A 17563-nucleotide genomic window follows, 5' to 3' on the forward strand; every position below is an offset into this window, starting at 1 on the left:
GATAACTCGAGACGTTCCTTTTTGGTAAGCACTGACCGCAACTCCATGAGATTAAGCATCGAGGTGAGAAAGTCGTGATCACCGTCAAGGACATCTACAGCGATCGCTCCAGTATCCGGTTCGTCAGTTACTGCAGCGATGAATACGTTGGTATCGAGAAAGAGTTTCATGTCCGTTCGCGGAGTTCACGAACCTCAGCGACTGAATCAACATCAAGGTCGCTGGCTAGTCCCTGAAGTCGTTCACCAAGCGATGGCTTATCACTGTCTTCGTCCTCGTCGTCGGTGCGAGCAAATTCGCTTACGTCGTCGGCGTAGACACCCATACTTGATCAATAGCTTTCCGTCGGTAAAACAGTTCGCCACAGGTCAGATCGGTTTGACTGCTTTCCATGATCGATGGCGATGAACCAGAGGTTCATATTGTCTTTCGGTACTGAGGATCCAATTCGTTGTAGTCATCGCTGAACTCTCACTCACTTCTGGAGGGAAGAAACCCAACGCTCGAGCATAGTATTGCGGCTCACAACGGCGTTCTCGTACACAAAGCGAACGAGAACAAGCGAGACGCAGTCCCACATGGTCATGGGACCCGATCGGCCGAAGGATTTCACAAAAAACGTCTCAGCTGTCTTGCTGCGCGTTCAGTTCCCTCAGGAACCAGCCAGCCGTCGTCCCGATATGAACGCCGTCGACGTTACGCATCTCGAGGCCATTTGTGGCGGTGCGGAACGGAGAGTTTTCCACAAGGACACGATGGATGACGGTGCGGACGGGTTCCGTCCCGTAGCTATCGACGATGGCCGCCATCGCCTCATCGAAATGAGCGTCTTGGTGATCCTCACGGGGATTCTGCGCTCGCTCGAACACGAGATCAACTACGTCGTCAACTGATGCATGCTCGGGGTTTCCGGTTCGTTCACGAACGTTGTAGAGGGCGTCGCTATCGGCCATACTCACTCACTTCTTGGTATCATCCGTTGGCTCATTTGTCGCTGATTTTTCCTATGCGAGGTCTCATCGAGAGCATAGAGTCCGATAGTGGTAGCGGGTGCCTCAGAATCGTCGACAGAAGACCTGTGACGATCAGTATCCATGGGACCCACGTAAGTAAAGGGGAAACACAGTCATCAATCTATCTTCAATTGGTGTCATTAGTCATTTCTGACGGAGAGACTCTCGGAAATTGTGGAGTTCCCAAAACGAGCAGTGGCCGACCGTTGTCCGGGAGTGGATCAGTTCCCCAGATAATGTCGCCGCGTTGTAATTCATCAAACGCCGTCACCGCACTTCCTCCATCTCGTCGGTTTTCAACTCTTCAAGATCCTCCTCACCGTACTGCTCATCTGCAGTCTGATGGTGCTGGTGAAGACGGTAAGCGGCTTGGAGCCGATCCTCGTTATCTGTAATTGCCCAGTACGGGCGCTTATGCCGCACAAGGTCTCGTTCCTTCAGTCGTGAGAGGATCGCACTGACAGCATCGGTATCCAGTTCGAGTTGGTCCGCAATCGTCGCCGCCTTCCATGCTCGGTCGTCGTTGTCGTCGAGAAATCGCACGATTCGCTCGGTGTCGTTTCGGTCCTCGAATTCGTCGTCGTCGGCATTCTCGAACTCCTCGATATCGATGGTGCCGCTCGACATGAATTGATGTTGGTACCGTGGATCCATAGCTGTTTGGGTGTTTGTTACTGGGTTATGTGGTCGCAAATAGGGTTCATTCTGGTACTGATCATTCACTCTGTTGCCATCACCATGAGATGCTCCTCGAGGTCGCGCGTCCAGTACGTCGCGAGCCCACCCGGGCTACAGCGGGCGCACAGCTGCAACGGACCTTCCAAATCCCCAGTTCGACGCAGAATCACGTCAGCGCTGCGAGCGTGTCCACGACAAGCCCCACAGCCGTCACAGGCAACGTGATTGCGCTCGTCGGGATCCGACTCCGTCTGGATCGCGCAGTCGACACAGATCGGGCGGGTGATACGCTCATCCTGTCCCCAAGTATGGGCCTCGCCAATTTCAGTGTCAAGCGGGGCATCACAAAAGGCATAGCCAGTGAGCGGAATACACCAACAGCGACGATCTACATCATACCTGAGGATCAATCCAGCTTGAGAGGCCATCGATATGTCGGAGAGTCTGTGATGGAGTTTCAAAGCTCATGATTCATACAATATCTATATAATAGGATCAACAAGAGGAAATTAGGCCCTTGTGATTGTGTATTCGCCAGAAGAGACAGCGTTATTTTGACGCGTGATCTGAAAAGTGTGAGAGTTCGAGCACTACTCTAACCCTCCCTCGAGATCATGAAATCTGAACACACCGAAGCGTTTGAACGCGACCTTGAAGAATTGATTATCACTGCGTTCAGTCGTGGTGCCACTGTCGAAGGGAACTGGGAGATTCAGATCCCTGTCACAGATGCCCCAAACTGGTCTGTTACAATCACGAAACACTCACTCGACGAGCAATCGGGCTACGAACCCAATCTCCTCGACGAGTGACCGTTCTAGCCGTGAGAACGATTAATTTCTAGCTATAATCGCGAACAAAAAGTCTATATTGGACTATATCCTATCGAGGTTCGTACTCTGCTGAAGTTGTCCTGTGAGACCCGTTGGCTGGCCGAGAGTAGGTGAAGTACGGAGATCGTATGAAGCCACACACGCATGTTCCTCACGATGAAGCGAACAGACCATCGGATATTCAACCCACGCGGCTGTTCGAGGCCTTCTCAGCAGAACGACGGCAATACGCGCTTGCCTACCTCGCACAGAAGCCAGCAGCGATACATATCAATGATCTCGCCGAGTATATCGCTATCAAAGAAGATCAGCCTTCGTACGACTGGTACGAACGAATTCTCGTTGATCTCAACCATCGGCATCTTCCCCAGTTAGCAGATATCGGGCTCATCCAATACGACAGTAATAGCGAGCTCGTGGAGTTGATAGTTGACCGCAAGGTGGTCGCCCCGTATCTCCAGCTTGTCGACGAAGGAAACTAAGCAAGGTACTGGTCCTCCCATTCACGACGAGCGTCAAGTTCACGTTCACAACATCAAGTGATGGTGTAGACATTTGTCCGCCGGTCCTTCTCACCTTTATCGACGATAGTGTCCAAATTCGGATAGAGCCGCCCGTGGTGAATCTTTGGCTCGTAGTAGTCCTCAAGTTCATCAATGTGATCGTCGGTCTGCTCGAGCCATCATCCAGCAGTGGGTACTGATACCTGGACTACTCGGAGAAGAGATCCTGTGCTCTCCGATAGATCGGTGATCCAAGCCAGTCACGGTTTTCCGCAAGTGATTCTACCCTTCTCTTTGCCTCTCTTTCGGTGAGCCGGTTTCGATTGACCAGTGCTTTTAGCAGAATCGGTGAAATCGCTACCCGAGCCTCGATAAGGTTCTGGAGTTCGGGTAGCGCTCGAAGGTCATCAGTAATTAGAAAATCCGCCGGAAGTTCTCGACACAGATCGACGCAGCTGGCTTCACCACGGTCAATGCGAGATGTCTCGAGTTCCGGCTCCGAGGTATCGTGAATGGTATACTCTTGTTTCGCTTTGAGGACATCCGGTGCTGCATAGCCGTGACCATCGTCATACTCCGATGTCTCCGCTAATTCTTCGAGTATTATCTCGGTCGTGTGGACATCGTATTCCTCGAGAACCACATCTACTGTCTCTGCTGTGGCTAGAGAGATGAACGCGCTTGTATCGATGACGATCATTCCTGCACCTGACGTCGGAGATCTGCAAGTTCGTCTGCTAGCTCATCTCCTTGCTCGAGAACGGATTTCGAGGCCTGGACAGCTTCAGCATCTTGCCGACCGACGAACTCTTTCAGGGTCTCGAAGCCGATCTGATCGTCGAGATAGAGCTCGATGAGCTCTTCTTTGAACTTCTCGTCGTCTTCAACCTCCTCGAAGTACTGCTGGAGTGCCTCCTTGATTATCTCTGTACGGTTCTTATGCGTTATTTCGGCAGCGACATCGGCCTTCTCGAGCAGTTCATCTGGAAGGCGGAAGTTGACTCGTGTTGTCCCCATAACTCGATCACTTGTACATACATTGTACCCACAGATTTACGATTACTATCTCTACTCGTTACAGTTTCGAGTTTTTTCAGGCAGTTCCTCTCTGAACTCCTCACTCACTTCTGGGGGTAATAAACCCAACCAATGACGCAGGAACTACTCGTCTCCTCTAAGTAACCGCTTCGTTCTGTTCCAGATCGAGTCTGCATCAGCAGCAGCCTCAGTGTCCTCGAGCGCTGACGACTGATTACGGTCCTCGAGTTGCTTCTTACAGGTCGTGAGTGCCTCCCGAAGCGCCTGATTCTCCGATTCGAGTTCCTCGATGCGTTCGTCTTTCTGCTCAATCGTCGCCTCGAGTTCGGCCATACGCTCGCTCAACAATTGATTCTTCTCGGCTAGATAGGCTGCTTGATCAGTCCCACCAGTAGCTTCAGTATCGGCAGTCACACTCGACGATACTGGCCTGTTATCTGTTCCCCTCGTCTCGTTTGATGATTGATCTACTACAGAGGTACTCGTTTCCGTTCCAGTCTCGCTCGAGGGTTCGTACACATCGTCAGTTCTCGTGATCGCCCGTTCGATCGTCTTTTCGCCGTAGGTCGATCCATCCGCATAGTGAACCTCGTCCCACTTGTCCCGCATTAGTCCCGACTGACGGAAGAGGCGATCCACTCTGGTGGTATCACAGCCGGTCCAAAACGCGAGTAGGCAACACAGCGCCATATCGGCTTCCGACTGGCTCTCGTATCCGCTGATGTTGCCACGCCATAGGCGGTCGAACTTGTCACCGTTGTTCGCCGATCGAGCTTTCTCGAGGAGTTCTTCGTCCTCGAGTTCGAGCGACTGTGTCTGATCCGCGCCGCTGGGTTCATCAACATCGCTGGTATCGGTCTCGTCAGTATCGTTTACTACAACGAACTCGTCGTGAACTGCCTCGAGGGCTTTCTGCTGTTCGATGACTGACGTCGGCGTTCCTTCGACGTGGTCACCAGTGACGGTAAAAAACCGCGCTTGATCGTACATCTCGATCGAATCGTGGCGATTTCGACCGTCGGGTAATTCGCCCTCGAGGATGACGTGATAGCCGGTGCCCGATGGCGAGACTTCAGTGAACGAATCCAGACGCTCGATGATCGTTGTTGCCGGTCCGAGTGGCTCACCCGTCTCGGGATCGCGACAGTCGTCCAAGTCGACGCCGACGAGTGGATCCGTTACTGTGAATACGAACCCGATGCCATCGGCTGCCCCCATAGCCACGTACTCGAGTGCCTCCTCGAGGTCAGTCCACGCCCGATCGTCAGTTGTCGACGCAAAGTCACCAGTCGTCGGGTCCACTGGTACTTTTGTCGGCTTGTCGTCTCTATTTTCTTCTCGCCAGCAAATCCACTGTTCTCGTTCGGTAAGTTGGTCAGGAAGTACTTCTGGGTCGGCAAAACGTTCAGAGGACGAATGTTCACTCATGTTCGATCACCTGTTATGAGCCAATCTATTGATAACTCCAACAAACCCGAGTGGGGTGAGTACTCGAGATGTCCAAGGAAGAACTACCGACGGGTTGAGCGGGTTCTATATTAGTCGGTTTCTGGCCTGGTTTTCCCTGGACATCCAACGCTGTCCAGCGATTTTTCCCTGGACGGTCCTGTCCAGGCATTCGTATCCGTGGACATGAACAGACATTGTTCCAATTCACCCATTTCGAATGACGACCCACCATGGTTCAGCGACGGAATCTCTTCCCGTGGTTCGACAGTGTGATACCTCTATAGTATCGCACACGCTCACCGTCGCGTGTTGGACGATATTCCTCGTACGAAACGTGCTCACTCAGTTTACGACCGAACCACGATTTCGCATAGGCATCGTGATCGAGCTTATCCGCCCACACTTGGTACGCGTCATAGAGATCATTTTTTGAGATTTCGGCCTCGTCTCGTTCGACAACACACCGTTCGACAAAGGTCGCGAAATCAGCTTCCTCTGATTCGGATCCTGCAGTTTCGCTCTGTCCTGGACTGCTATCAGACGGTTCGCTCTCAGATTCAGAGTTACTTGAGGAGAGATCTGGCTCCACCGCCGTACCCAGATCAGTACTCAACGATGCCAGCTTATCGACGAACTCCTCGAGCGGAACACGTTGGCCATTCCGATAGAGCTGTATTTCACCCATCTCTCGGTCAATGACGGCGATTACGTATGTCTCGAGATTCGCCTGGGACTGCGCAAATGAAGATTCAGGGATGAACGGCCGTTTGATCGGTACCCATTCTGATTCGAACTCCGAACGACTCTCGTACGTGTGTCGATCAGTGTGCTCGTTGACGACATACTCGTCGGCAGCCCGGTTGTAGCTATACACGGCGGGAACATCGCTTCGCGAGAGCGAGTCAAACGACGAGACGGTACTGAACTCGTTTCCGTCTCCATCGCGAAGAACGTATTCGTCACCTCGATCGACCCACACTGAACGTCTTGAATCGCCGACCCGTGGACGGACGGCGGTGACCCCCTCTCGAGCGTTGGCACCGCCGTCGAACGTAATGTGTGAATCGGTCGTATAGAGGCGTGTTTCACCGGACTCGAGTTCCTTCACTGGTGACGAGATTATCCGTTCGAGCCGTGATGCAGTCTGAACCCCGTCAGTACCGTCAGAATCGGAAACGACAAAGAAGGGGATATGACCGGCATCGTGCGCTCGTTGAAAGTTTCGAAGGATCTTCACCGGCTTGTCGATGGTCGTTGACTCGACCTCGATCTCGAAAATGTGCTCACAATCTGGGTGTATCGCACGCCCATCGGGTTTCTCACTCCCGTCCTGGGTGAAGATGGTGACGTCGAAATCGTATTGGGAGAGGGTCCGTTCAACGGTCTCCAGTAATTCGTCGTGTGTCTCATTCCCTGCAGCACGCACATCACCGGTCTCCAGTTCGGTCTTCTCCTCACCAGTCTCCGTTAGTCGAACGACGATTTCGGCGCTGTCCTGTTCGAGTGTGACCTCTAGCAGTCGTGATCGCTCTCGAATCTCACCGAGTTCTTCGATCGAGGGTGGTGACGCATCGACGGCATCGTATCGGGACCGAAGTGTTTCGTCGACGGGTTGAACGGGTACCCATCCATTCTCATCGCGAACTTCGCGCTGTAGCTGAACCGTTCGAACAGCATGTGCGAGTGCCTCGTCGAGATCAGCGGACTCGAGATCAAACGCGTCCTGAACCGCTTCAGACGTCTGGCTGGGCGGAGGCGAACCGGACACGATGCCATATTCAGTGCTCGCTCGGTTATGGACCCGCTCGAGCACATCCTGAAACTGCTGCTCTTCGCGGTCAGTGAGTGGATCATCACTCTCGGAATGGCCCGGTGGAATCGGCAGCGGAGAGAGGCTAAACGGTTCCGGCCCAGTCTCACCGAATTTCGGACTGGGCAGCCGAACGATCCACTCGCCTCGAGGCAACGAGCGAATCCGGTTCGTGAACTCGTTTGGATCCATATCTTCGTGGGCCATCACCTTCGCGATCTCGTCGTCGACAGCGATCTTACCGATGATCGGACTGCCAACATCGTTGAGTACATTCAGATAGACTTCGCGACCACCCTTGACGTCCAGTTGCTCCGGGAACTGTAGAGAGAGTCCGACCGAGAGCCGGAAGCTACGTCCCTTCTCCAACAGATCGTTCATTACATCGGAAACGGCCAGACTCGAGGCCTCGTCGATGATGAGATTGACCACGTAATCGTCCGGCTTCGCCTGGATCTCATCACCGCGCTCCCGCAAGGCATCATATAGTTCCGTGAGAATCACACCAGTCATTGCCTTCGCAGAGTCGTCACGAAGCCCGCTTAGATCGAAGAGAATTACCTTCTGCTCGTCGAGGATATCCCGGAAATCGAACTGCGGATCGGTGTTGTTGAAGATCCGGCGCAGGTGTTCGTCCTGGGAGATGTAGTCGATACGGTTGCTCACCCCTCCCATTACCGTCGCGAAATTGTTTGGATCGAGTTGGAGCTGCCGCTCGAGTTGTCGCTGCACCTGTGGATTGCTCGACTGTGGGGCTGCACTCTCCTCCGGCTCAGGAGGCCCAGCACGCCATAGCTGGTCAACGATGTGCTCGAGTTGGTCGTGGGCGAAGTAGTTCACACTCTCCCGATAGCGACCGTTCTCTCGGCCATACTCCTCGTCGTAGAGCGTTTTGATGAGGTACTTAATGAGGTTCGGAGCGACGACTGCCTGTTCGTACCGCTCTTCCCCCATCACCATCTTCAGAATCTCCTCGTAGTGATCTGCCTTATTCTGGACAGCGTCGACGCGACGGACGCCGTTCTCGAGCGCCGGTTCGAGGTTGAAAAAGGCGAATCCTGGGAGGATCTCGGGTATCGGAAAATGGAGGACGTTTTCCTCGAGGTCGTCCATTCCGAATCGCCGGGCGTGAGCACGCATGTACTCCTTGCAGAGACCGTCTCCCTTTGCGTCGATCAGGATAATCGGGCCGTCTGTCTCCTCGTAGAGCGAGAGTTTGTCGTTGGTGAGTGACTTCGACTTGCCACCACCGGTCGTCGCGGCACGGACATAGTGGGTTGGAAGTAACGAGGGCGGAATACGGACAGGCTCGTCCTCTGGTTCACCGGTTTCATCGAGCGCGTAGCCAATTGCCATCCCCTCTCGGAACTCTTCCATCAGGTCTGGGTTTGGACGCGGTAACGGATTCCGTGAGCGCTGTTCGGAGCGTGCGCCACGACTGCCCTCGATAGTGAGATCCTGAGATGAGGGAACAACGACGAGGTTCGCGAGTTCGTCGCCGTTCAAGACCAGATCAGGCCGGGACTTTCCACGGCCTGTAGCGAACTCCGCATTGAAGACTTTCTCGAGTAGTGTCTGTGCACGCTTTTGCTTCGTTCGCGACAGGAGTCCTGCTTCTCGAAGTCGCTTCCCCTCAAGGCTGTAGAACGGGCCATCCAGCGGTGTCAATGATTGAGCGAGTTGATCGAACTGTCGTTCGACCTGCTCCCTGTTCTTCACATCTTCAGAGACTATTGCAACTGCTCGAGCATTCGCAGTGAACGTCCGTTTCGGATGTTTCGCATCGATCCGTTCGATCCGGGCCCGTGCTTCACTACTAAGTTGGGGCCCTTCCCTCTGTTCGGAATCGACTGTCCCGACCTCGAATAGTGGTGCGATATACCGCTGTCCGAACGTATCACGCCCGTCTCGAAGATCTTCCTTCCGCACTTCGGCGTCAGCACTCCAGTCGGGCTTGCGCTGCCAAATGACTTGGAAGACGACCGGGTACTCGATCTCGGTCAGATCATCGATCACTGTGGCCAACGGAGGCTGCTCGGTATCGTACTCAGTTGGGTCGGGGTCGCGGTTTGCAAACGATTTGAGCGTCGTCATCCAGTCGCGTTTGCGTTTCCCTCGACCGTGCCATTGGACGCCAATCGGTTCGAGGTCCGCGCGGAATCGATCATCAGTCACGGCCTCATCATCCGTGTGCGACACCTCCTCCTCTACAGGGAGTGAGGAGCTGTCCAAGACCGTGGTTTCATTGGTGGTGTCCTCATCGTCAGCCTGCTGCTTGTTTCCGTCAGTGCCAACGATCGGCCGTCCACCATCAGTCCGACCACCGGTCTCGTGGTGTTCATCTGATCGATCCTTGGTCGATCGAAGGATCTTCTTCTCGAGATCGACCTCGCTACGCGTGATATCGAAGGTAGTGGGATAGATTGTCTTGAGGCGCTTTTCGAGCGTCTCGAGATGGGACGGCTGATCGACTCCATAATAGAACTCAACTGGCTCATCAGTCCCTTTGCTTACGGCGAGGAATTCGAACGTTGGCGGAGTCGTATCAGCAAACGGATTCAGACGACTCGAGAGACTACGGTGAGTAGGATTCGTGAGCTTATACAGGCTCTCTATCGCAGTCGGAATGTCCTCCGTGTGAAGCTCCTCTGACGTCGGAATAACGCGAAGATACTCACGGTCAGTCATCGGACACGTCACCTCCGTCAGTTCCAGTCGGTGGCTCCGGTTCAGATTTGTCTTGATCGCCGTAGCTGATCTCGAAGCCGGCAGAATCATCTGATGCGGCTGATTCTCCCAGCGGACGGCGATCTTGCTCTTCGTCATCAGAAATACCGGGAAGTGCAGACCGCGACTGCTCCTTGGGATCGAAATCGATCACCCTCTTTTCCTTCTCGAGGGCGTGGACTTCGATCCCACGCCAGTCACCGTCGACACCGACCAGTGCCTCCGAATAGCCGATATCCTCACTTCCAGGGACGGCATCTTGCACAAACCGCATCTGTGCCGAGTTCAGGCCGAACTCGTTGGCCCACTCTTGGTCCATCCCATCGAGGTGATGGAATTGCTTGATCGCACACTGATCGAGAATCGCTTCCGACTCCGCGTGCTGGAAGAACTCGTCGACGGTCTGGGTGATCATCCGAATCGAGAGATCGTGATGGCGGTGATGCCGGAACACGATCTCGAGATACTCGAGACTCGCTGCGTCCTGCATCAGATATCGCGCTTCGTCGATAACGAAGACGACCTCCTTGTCCGTCTCCTTCGCTCGTTCGTAGACGAGCGTGATGAGCAACTGCATAATTAGACTCGTGCTGCCGCCAAGACTGCCCTCCTGTTGAGCAAGATCGAGGTAGATCACCTTCTCATCGCGAAGGTCGAACTCGGTCTGGCGGCCGAGGTTCTCGTAGCGGCCGCCCTCAGCAAAGGAGCGTAATTGGTCGATCAACCACGTCGCATCTGACTGGATCTTGTCCACTTCCTCGTCGGTCCTGACGACGAATCCATCCGGATTGTCGACCATCTCCTCGAGGATATCGAGGACGTCGCGCATCGTCGGACTCTCGTTGTGATGAGTCGCGATATCGTCGGTGATTCCCTTTCGAGCGTAGGCTTCCTCAATTGCCGTCTCGAGTGTGGTGCGCTTATCCCCTAACTGGATCCCACGGAGCGCAAAGTAGTTCGAGAGGAAGCTCATCACACTATCGAGTTTTTCTCGATACGGGCTGGCGTCCTCACCCATTGCTCGCTGAATCCGCTCAGGAGTCGGCTTGATCTCGAGTGGGTTCAGTCCCATATCGCCGCCAACCGTAATTCGGGTTCCACCGAGGGCTTCGGCGACACCAGCCCAGTTATTCAGCGGCTCGAGAATGATGCCGATGCGGTCCTCGCTTTGTTCGATCGAGCGAATGAAGTTCTGTTTCGCACTGAAACTCTTCCCCGACCCCGGATCGCCGATCGTGAACATCGCATAGCCGTTTTCGCGAGCAAATGGATCAATCACGACCGGGCTCTCGTTTTTCCAATGAACGCCGAACTCGACTCCTTCGTCCTCGAGGATGGTCGCATTGTGCGGTGACGCAAGCAATGCGCCGATGGCGCCTCCGAGGGTGATCGACTCACGACCGAATGGATTTTGACCGACCGGGGCTGCTGCCTGCAACGCGAGATCCTGATTACAGATTGCCGTCTTTGGAGAGAGACCAGCAGGTTGCTCGCGAAGTCGACTACGAATCGTCTGGACGGATTCGCGAAGCTCGTCTTTCGTCTCCGCTCGGACGGTAACGAACATTCCCTGATCGAAGACCTGACTCCCGTTTTCGACGGCCTTGTATGTCGCGAGTGCCTCGTCTGCGCGTTCCTGTAGATAGGCGCCGCGGACGCTTTGCTCGAGATCGGCATCAACCTGAAGATCGTCGGCTACACGCTGGAGTTCGTCTCGTGCTTTCTGCTGGTTCCGCGGTGTGATCTGGACTGTGAGGTCGAATTCGACGTCAGTCAGTTCGAACAGTTCGTTGAGATAGCCATCCTTCGGATAGTCCGGATAGTCCGCGATGTATAGCGTCGACGTCCACTGTTCGCCGACCTGCGCTGCTCGTGTCTCCCACGTAATCGCTGCGGGAGCAATGGCACTCTTGTGTCGTTCCGAGATATCCTCGAGAATCTGTCCTTCGACGTCGCCAGTTTCGAGCGTTTCCTCGTCGAGAACATCGGAGAAGTCGACTTCTTCCTCCTCTGTCGCTACCCGATCTCGAGAGATCTTCAGACCGACTCCGATGAGCACGGCCATTAAGACAGCTCCACCAACGATGTGCGTTGTCTCGAGTGCAGTGAACGCTTGCTCGAGGCCGGCAGAGATATTCGTCGATACCAACGGTAGCCTATGCATCTTCATCCCTCCGTTGTGAGCCGAGGATTGGTTGATCGCGAACAGCGTTCGAGGCGTCGTCGTAATCGTGTTCTTCGCCGTTCCAGAAGTCCATTGAGAGGACGAACAACTCAACAGTACTCAATCGACGTGCCGACCAGCCTGGCGCCTTCTGTATAAGCTCTGTCTGGACGGTTCGACACCGTTTATCGAGCTTTTCGAACATCTTCGCTCGAAGCTCGGCATCGCCCAGATCTTCCCGCCGGGTGACGAACGGATTGAACAGAATCCCGATCACCGGTAACGTGGTCAACTTCTCTACCGGCGATCGTTCGGTCTGATATCGGTTGTACACCTCGAATGGATGCACTTGTACACCGATGAAACACCGAATCTGCTGTGTCCCCTCGAGTTCTCGAGGCCGCTGCTCGCGATACTCCTCGAGAAGTTCCTCGAAGATCGGGTTCTCATCGACGTCCTCGTCGTCAAGTCGGTCCTCAATCTGGGTGATTAGATCTGCAACTGGGAACGATCGCGTTGTCGCGTGGAATTTGAGCGTCGAATCGAGTTCCTTGTTCGCAAATTCGCTCGCTATCTCCTGTACATGGGCCCAATCGCCGCTCATCGCAAAATCCATGTTCCCAGGATCGACCTCGAGGAACGCTTCCATCGACCCGTCAGTCCGTTGGATAGCACCGGCGCCAGGCCATGCTCGCTCGATGTTCGTTAGATCCTGCGTTCGTTCGTCCGGTGCAAAGGGCGTATAGTTGATCACGCCGCCCTTGTTTTTCGTCATCTCCGAATGGGTTTGAGCGTGCTCCTTGTTCGGAGCGCTGTACGTGACTCGTGGCCGCTTGCAGTAGTAGCGATAAACGTCAGTGAGCCACGTTGCAGCCGACAGGTGTGATGGGCTGGCATAGACTGCTGCAACACCCAGCGAAAGGCCCACGAGAGCTAGCGGGAGTGTCAGGGCATCGACTCCGCTAACGCCGCCGAGTAGTAACCCGGCAATCGGGAAGCCCAGAAGGATATAGACGTCGCCCTCATCTACGTTGACGATTGGGATCCGATTCTCCTCACCGAGGTGGTTCATAATCCGTCGGGAAGCTGCCTCTCGATCAGTCATGGTCAGTAGTAGCCTGGATCGTTCTCTGTACGGCGATACTCTGGGACGCCTTGCTGTCCGTAGGCATCAGTCACAACATTATCATGTACTGTCCCACCTGATCCCTCGCTGCTTGAGGGGGCTCGCGTTTGTGCCTCGCTCGAGTGCTGCTGGCCAGCTAGCCGTCGACCAGCGACTTGCCATGTGGCTGCTTTCGGTCCCCAGCGAGCAGCAGTTACAGCAGCCATAGGACCAGCTACTTTCGCTGCACCGATCGCTGCGCCTGCTGTGATTACTCCTTTTGTAACTCCTCCGACGACACTCGCTGTTAGCGGACTCGCATACGTGAAGAGTTTCCACACTAAAATCAGCGAAAAGACTGGCAGCGATGCACCCACAAGATAGCTCAAGAAAGCACTCTCAGGAGCGATCGATAACTCTGCACCAGTTCCAAAGAGAAAATCGTAGCCTCGAAAGAGAATTGCAACTGGTAGCGGCATGACCGCCAATGGAACGAATTTGATAGCGAGTTGCTTTGCAATACGAGAAATAACAGGCAGATAGCCGAAGATAACCGCGAGAAGGAGTGGCATTGAATAGAGGTAAAGATAGAGCAAAATCTCTCGAATGAAAAAGAGCGCCTGCAGTATCCACATTGCTATTCCGCCAATTCCGGCCAATAACAGCGCGAGTGCTGGATTTGAGATAGATACCTGGAGGAACGAGAGGAGTGCCTCTCTGAGAGCACTGATGTCTGGAATCAAGGCTATTGTAAAGCCATTTATGAGGAATAAGGAGAGGGCTGCAACCCAGTACCACGTTACAGTTAGGAAAGCGCCACTCCATGCTGATCGGCGAGCCTTCCGGGCCGTGTAGACACTTCCAAAATCAAATATCCGAATAGTGTGATGGGCTTGAACGAAGATCACAAGAAGAAGTAAAGAAAGAAGCATGATCTCACCACCCACAAGGGCCTCATAAAGGCCGTTCCATGGACTATTTGTTGGTGTTCCGAAGATAAAGCTCCCCTCTGTACTAGGAATTGGAGTTCTAAATGCGGCCTTCGTAAAAGCATGGTATCCATCAACAAGACCATTTTGTAGCCATTCAATAAGCGTCTCAACGATATCCTCGAACCACTTCCGACCGAATTCTGCGAGAGATATCGCAGGTATCATGTTTTAGATTCAACTTCGATTTCACATTCGTTGAGGTCTTTACCGGTGTATGAGATCATATAGGAAGCAGAAGTCGGATCCTCACGAACAGCAGATTCAAGATTTACTTCGAATTCGCCTTCCACAGTATTCGGCGAACAAGAGACATTATCTCCCGAAGCGGAGAAAGGCATCAATTGGCTGTAAATGAGTATTTCATCATCTGGAAGGAGTACCACACTATCTGTATGACGATTAAGATCACTCTCGGTATCATAGATTCCACTCTCACTGAAATTCGATGGAGTAGGACGAGGTATATCCCCCGAGAAAGATAGACCAACTATTTCATCAGGACCGGTTCCATCATTCTCCAACCTAATGATAGTCTCTGTGCGAATATCAATATCACTTGCACCTTCAACCATCTCCTCAGGGTGATTCCGAGCGAGTCGAAGATCGGTTATATCAACGTCCGGTTCAATCGTCAGTGATTGCGTTGCCTGCTCTTCTTCATCCTCAACAGCAATGATTTCGTAGTCACCAGGGGTATACGAAGTCCCAATTTGAATTGTTTCTCGACGAACGCCTGTAGGAATCGTCCGTTCGGCAAATAACTCGCCATCAGGAGCAATTACGTTGACGTGGTCAATCGACGACTCCTCAGTAAGCTCAAGGACAAGGTCCATCTCCTCAACGAATACAGCGTCGAATATACCATTGTCCTCGTCTTTGGTTTCATCTGCCTCCGACTGATTGGTCTCAGAGGATCCACTCATGCAACCACTCACGGCGACAGCTGCGCCGGTAACGATACTACTGAGAACGGTACGTCGTGATGTGGATGTGTTTCGGATCATGGATGGTATTCGTCTGAAACGTGCAAGAACGATCCCAGCTTGAGACCTGCATAAAGCGCGATGAGGAACGGTATCGAGAGCCGTAGTACGTCGATGAAGAGTGTAATCCACCCGCTGGCTGTCGTAAGTGGGTTCCACGAAACGGATACCGTGTCACCAACGTACGCCGGGTTGTGTGTTCGCCACGAGCCGGGGTGATATTCTACTGTATGGATCCCCGGCTGCGTTACCGTCACTGTCGTGGTGCCAGAGGTATCCGTCTCGACACGCTGATCGGCGATCGTAATGTACCCAGCACGCGTCTGGACGCCAATTGGTGCAACTCGAGGATGATTCTCGAACGACGGTTCAAGAACGATCGGATCACCGGTCTCGGCATCCCGCAACTCGATCTCAAATGTCGCTGCTGACTCGTTTTCCTCGAGCAGTTCGACAGACAATTCACTCTCCCGGATTTCGCGCTCACTTCCACGCTGTGGCTCTACGAGTTCAGCCGTCTCGCCACGAACGATCCCCTGCACTTGGAGGTGATTGCGATCAACGTCGTCGTAGCGAATTGCGAGTCCGTAGGATCGTGTGTACGGCTCTTCGACGATATCGATCGCGACGTTATCGGGGACTGTCGGCATCGGTGATGAACTCTCGGTTCCCCACATCTTTTCGATGACTGGGCCATCGCGAATCGGGTCTGCACGGGGACCGATCTCTGAGGGATACGCCCGGACGTAGACCGGATGTGCATCTGATTCGACTACCTCACGCTCGGTTGCCGACGATTCTACAAGCCGGTCCCAGTCCGTATTTCGAGCTGTATAGTATCGCCAGACCCCACGAACTGCAGCATCACCATCTTCAGTAAGTTGGTATCCATGCCACGGCTGCGCTTGATAAATCGCAATACCGGTATCTCCATTGGGATAGTTGGCGTAGTGGATCGACGCTGTAAGATCGTATACATTGACCTCACGGCTACTCGAGACCGTGAGATTGTCGATGTGAACCTCCGTTCGGGTCTCAGTCCCTGTTGTGATCGTTTCCTCGAGTTCGACTTGGATATCAGCCTCAAGCGTTAGCGTCGACGGGCCAGTGCCCTCAAGGTCGTACTCAAGGACAGGCGTCTGTTGCCCAGTCTGTTCGGCGATGACCTCCCCGTCTTGGATTAGCCGTACCTCTTCGATTTCGTGACCAACGAGTGACCAGTCACTAGTTTCGTTCTCCGATTCATCCGGAACCCGAACTCGATAGTCGATAAACCCACGAATTTCTCCCTCTGGCGCGACATAGAGCGGTGTTTCGTTCGCATTCAGGTGAACCATCGTCGATGGCTGGACTGCGAAGATCGTCGCGTGTGCATCAGCAATGAGTGTAGAATCTCGAGTTTCGGCATTGGGTGGATACACCGATGTATTCGTATCGCCTGCCTCGAGCGACTCGAAGTCGTAAGTGGTCCAGCGCTTGGCAGTCGTTGGTGGGTCTGCAAAGGTGATATCGGTACAGTTCGCTACGGCCTGCATCTTTGTCCGGTTCTCGCCGTACCGATCATAGTATTCCTCGTCGCTGATACAGTCATCAGGCTCTTTTGCCCAGAGCGTCGCAGTCTCGTTTGCAGAAAGGCCACTCTCATCAGTACCGGGACGAGGTGGGGGAGTGGCACTACTTGTTCCACTGGCGACGAGCATTCCTCCAATGAGGATTACAGCGCCGAACATGGAGACGATTCGATGCATAGCCTTTCGAACGAGGATTATGGCTGATCAATCACCATGGCGCTAGATTAACGCAATCAGCAAGTGGGAGACTCATTATCGACCCAGCAACGGAATAGAGGGGCCCAAGCACCAACAAGATCACAGCGGACTTCAGGGCAGTCCGCTTGTGCTGTTTCAACCCACGCTTCTGCTCAGGGTTCACCGTAAACATCTCTGCAAGTGAATCCGCCTGCCAGACAACAACGAGTCCAGCAATTCCCAACGTCGTCGTAATCTGGAAGAACCCAGAAATCATATCCGGAAGCTGATCGGCCTCACACAGGACATCATCCTGTGCGACAACCGGGTTGACTAGAAAGATCACGGCTAAGAGCAGTATGAATAGACACTGTCTGACTAGCCTCTTTCCATGAGGCCGCTCAATCGACGGTTCACCTGAACGTGTCTCAGCTAGAATTCCCGTCACGATATTTTGATCTAATTGAGACATAAATATAAGATTTCCTTATCTATCCCTAGGAATATATCATATGGAAAT

Annotated in this window: 16 protein-coding genes and 2 pseudogenes; 1 reads left to right on the forward strand and 17 read right to left on the reverse strand. The window is 53.5% G+C overall.

Annotated features, from left to right (window positions below):
* The 6 genes and pseudogenes from ATJ93_RS21715 to ATJ93_RS24195 form a co-directional block, all read right to left on the reverse strand.
* The coding region (locus ATJ93_RS21715; RefSeq protein ID WP_120246817.1) for a type II toxin-antitoxin system VapC family toxin at positions 1-170 on the reverse strand (170 nt) is incomplete at its 3' end.
* Positions 167-325, reverse strand: coding sequence for a hypothetical protein (locus ATJ93_RS23855; protein ID WP_170155631.1), 159 nt, complete (start codon positions 323-325; stop codon positions 167-169). The genes ATJ93_RS23855 and ATJ93_RS21715, both read right to left, overlap by 4 nt.
* Positions 326-623: 298 nt before the next feature.
* Positions 624-953: a hypothetical protein gene (locus tag ATJ93_RS21720; RefSeq protein WP_120246768.1), complete on the reverse strand. Its 330-nt coding sequence runs from the start codon at positions 951-953 to the stop codon at positions 624-626.
* Between the two features lie 226 nt (positions 954-1179).
* Positions 1180-1284 (reverse strand): annotated as a pseudogene (locus ATJ93_RS24625) (PemK-like protein); the annotation flags it as partial.
* Positions 1281-1640, reverse strand: a complete 360-nt coding sequence (locus ATJ93_RS21730) for a MarR family transcriptional regulator (protein ID WP_120246769.1) — start codon at positions 1638-1640, stop codon at positions 1281-1283. The pseudogene ATJ93_RS24625 and the gene ATJ93_RS21730, both read right to left, overlap by 4 nt.
* Before the next feature lie 92 nt (positions 1641-1732).
* Positions 1733-2119 carry a DUF7558 family protein gene (locus ATJ93_RS24195; RefSeq protein ID WP_449405102.1) on the reverse strand — a complete coding sequence of 129 codons (387 nt, stop codon included), beginning with the start codon at positions 2117-2119 and terminating at the stop codon, positions 1733-1735.
* Positions 2120-2652: 533 nt separating this feature from the next.
* Between ATJ93_RS24195 and ATJ93_RS21745 the strand changes: the two genes are divergently transcribed.
* Positions 2653-3006: a DUF7344 domain-containing protein gene (locus ATJ93_RS21745; RefSeq protein WP_120246771.1), complete on the forward strand. Its 354-nt coding sequence runs from the start codon at positions 2653-2655 to the stop codon at positions 3004-3006.
* A gap of 53 nt (positions 3007-3059) precedes the next feature.
* Here ATJ93_RS21745 and ATJ93_RS24200 read toward each other — a convergent pair.
* From ATJ93_RS24200 to ATJ93_RS23965, 11 genes and pseudogenes are all read right to left on the reverse strand, one after another.
* Positions 3060-3179, reverse strand: a pseudogene (locus tag ATJ93_RS24200) (PadR family transcriptional regulator); the annotation flags it as partial.
* 56 nt (positions 3180-3235) lie between these two features.
* Positions 3236-3727: a hypothetical protein gene (locus tag ATJ93_RS21755; RefSeq protein ID WP_120246772.1), complete on the reverse strand. Its 492-nt coding sequence runs from the start codon at positions 3725-3727 to the stop codon at positions 3236-3238.
* Complete coding sequence (locus ATJ93_RS21760; RefSeq protein ID WP_120246773.1) at positions 3724-4044, reverse strand: CopG family ribbon-helix-helix protein; 321 nt, start codon at positions 4042-4044, stop codon at positions 3724-3726. The genes ATJ93_RS21755 and ATJ93_RS21760 overlap by 4 nt, the downstream gene beginning before the upstream one ends.
* A gap of 144 nt (positions 4045-4188) precedes the next feature.
* Entirely contained in the window at positions 4189-5493 is a 1305-nt protein-coding gene (locus ATJ93_RS21765) for a phage NrS-1 polymerase family protein (protein WP_120246774.1), read from the reverse strand.
* Between the two features lie 256 nt (positions 5494-5749).
* Positions 5750-10012 carry an ATP-binding protein gene (locus ATJ93_RS21770; RefSeq protein ID WP_120246775.1) on the reverse strand — a complete coding sequence of 1421 codons (4263 nt, stop codon included), beginning with the start codon at positions 10010-10012 and terminating at the stop codon, positions 5750-5752.
* Complete coding sequence (locus ATJ93_RS21775) at positions 10005-12116, reverse strand: VirB4 family type IV secretion system protein (protein WP_245977786.1); 2112 nt, start codon at positions 12114-12116, stop codon at positions 10005-10007. Before ATJ93_RS21775 ends, ATJ93_RS21770 begins: the two co-directional genes overlap by 8 nt.
* A gap of 91 nt (positions 12117-12207) precedes the next feature.
* Positions 12208-13287: a hypothetical protein gene (locus ATJ93_RS21780; RefSeq protein WP_394338804.1), complete on the reverse strand. Its 1080-nt coding sequence runs from the start codon at positions 13285-13287 to the stop codon at positions 12208-12210.
* 35 nt (positions 13288-13322) lie between these two features.
* A complete protein-coding gene (locus ATJ93_RS21785; protein ID WP_120246777.1) occupies positions 13323-14477 on the reverse strand; it encodes a hypothetical protein in 1155 nt (384 codons plus the stop codon).
* Positions 14474-15235 (reverse strand): hypothetical protein, encoded by a 762-nt coding sequence (locus tag ATJ93_RS23300; RefSeq protein WP_147376673.1) that lies wholly within the window; start codon positions 15233-15235, stop codon positions 14474-14476. Before ATJ93_RS23300 ends, ATJ93_RS21785 begins: the two co-directional genes overlap by 4 nt.
* A gap of 77 nt (positions 15236-15312) precedes the next feature.
* On the reverse strand, positions 15313-17025 hold the full coding sequence (locus ATJ93_RS21790) for a hypothetical protein (protein ID WP_120246778.1): 1713 nt from the start codon (positions 17023-17025) through the stop codon (positions 15313-15315).
* A 49-nt stretch (positions 17026-17074) separates the two neighbouring features.
* Complete coding sequence (locus ATJ93_RS23965; protein WP_245977797.1) at positions 17075-17404, reverse strand: hypothetical protein; 330 nt, start codon at positions 17402-17404, stop codon at positions 17075-17077.
* Positions 17405-17563: the final 159 nt, after the last annotated feature.

It is taken from the genome of Halopiger aswanensis (assembly GCF_003610195.1).
Classification (GTDB): Archaea; Halobacteriota; Halobacteria; order Halobacteriales; family Natrialbaceae; genus Halopiger; species Halopiger aswanensis.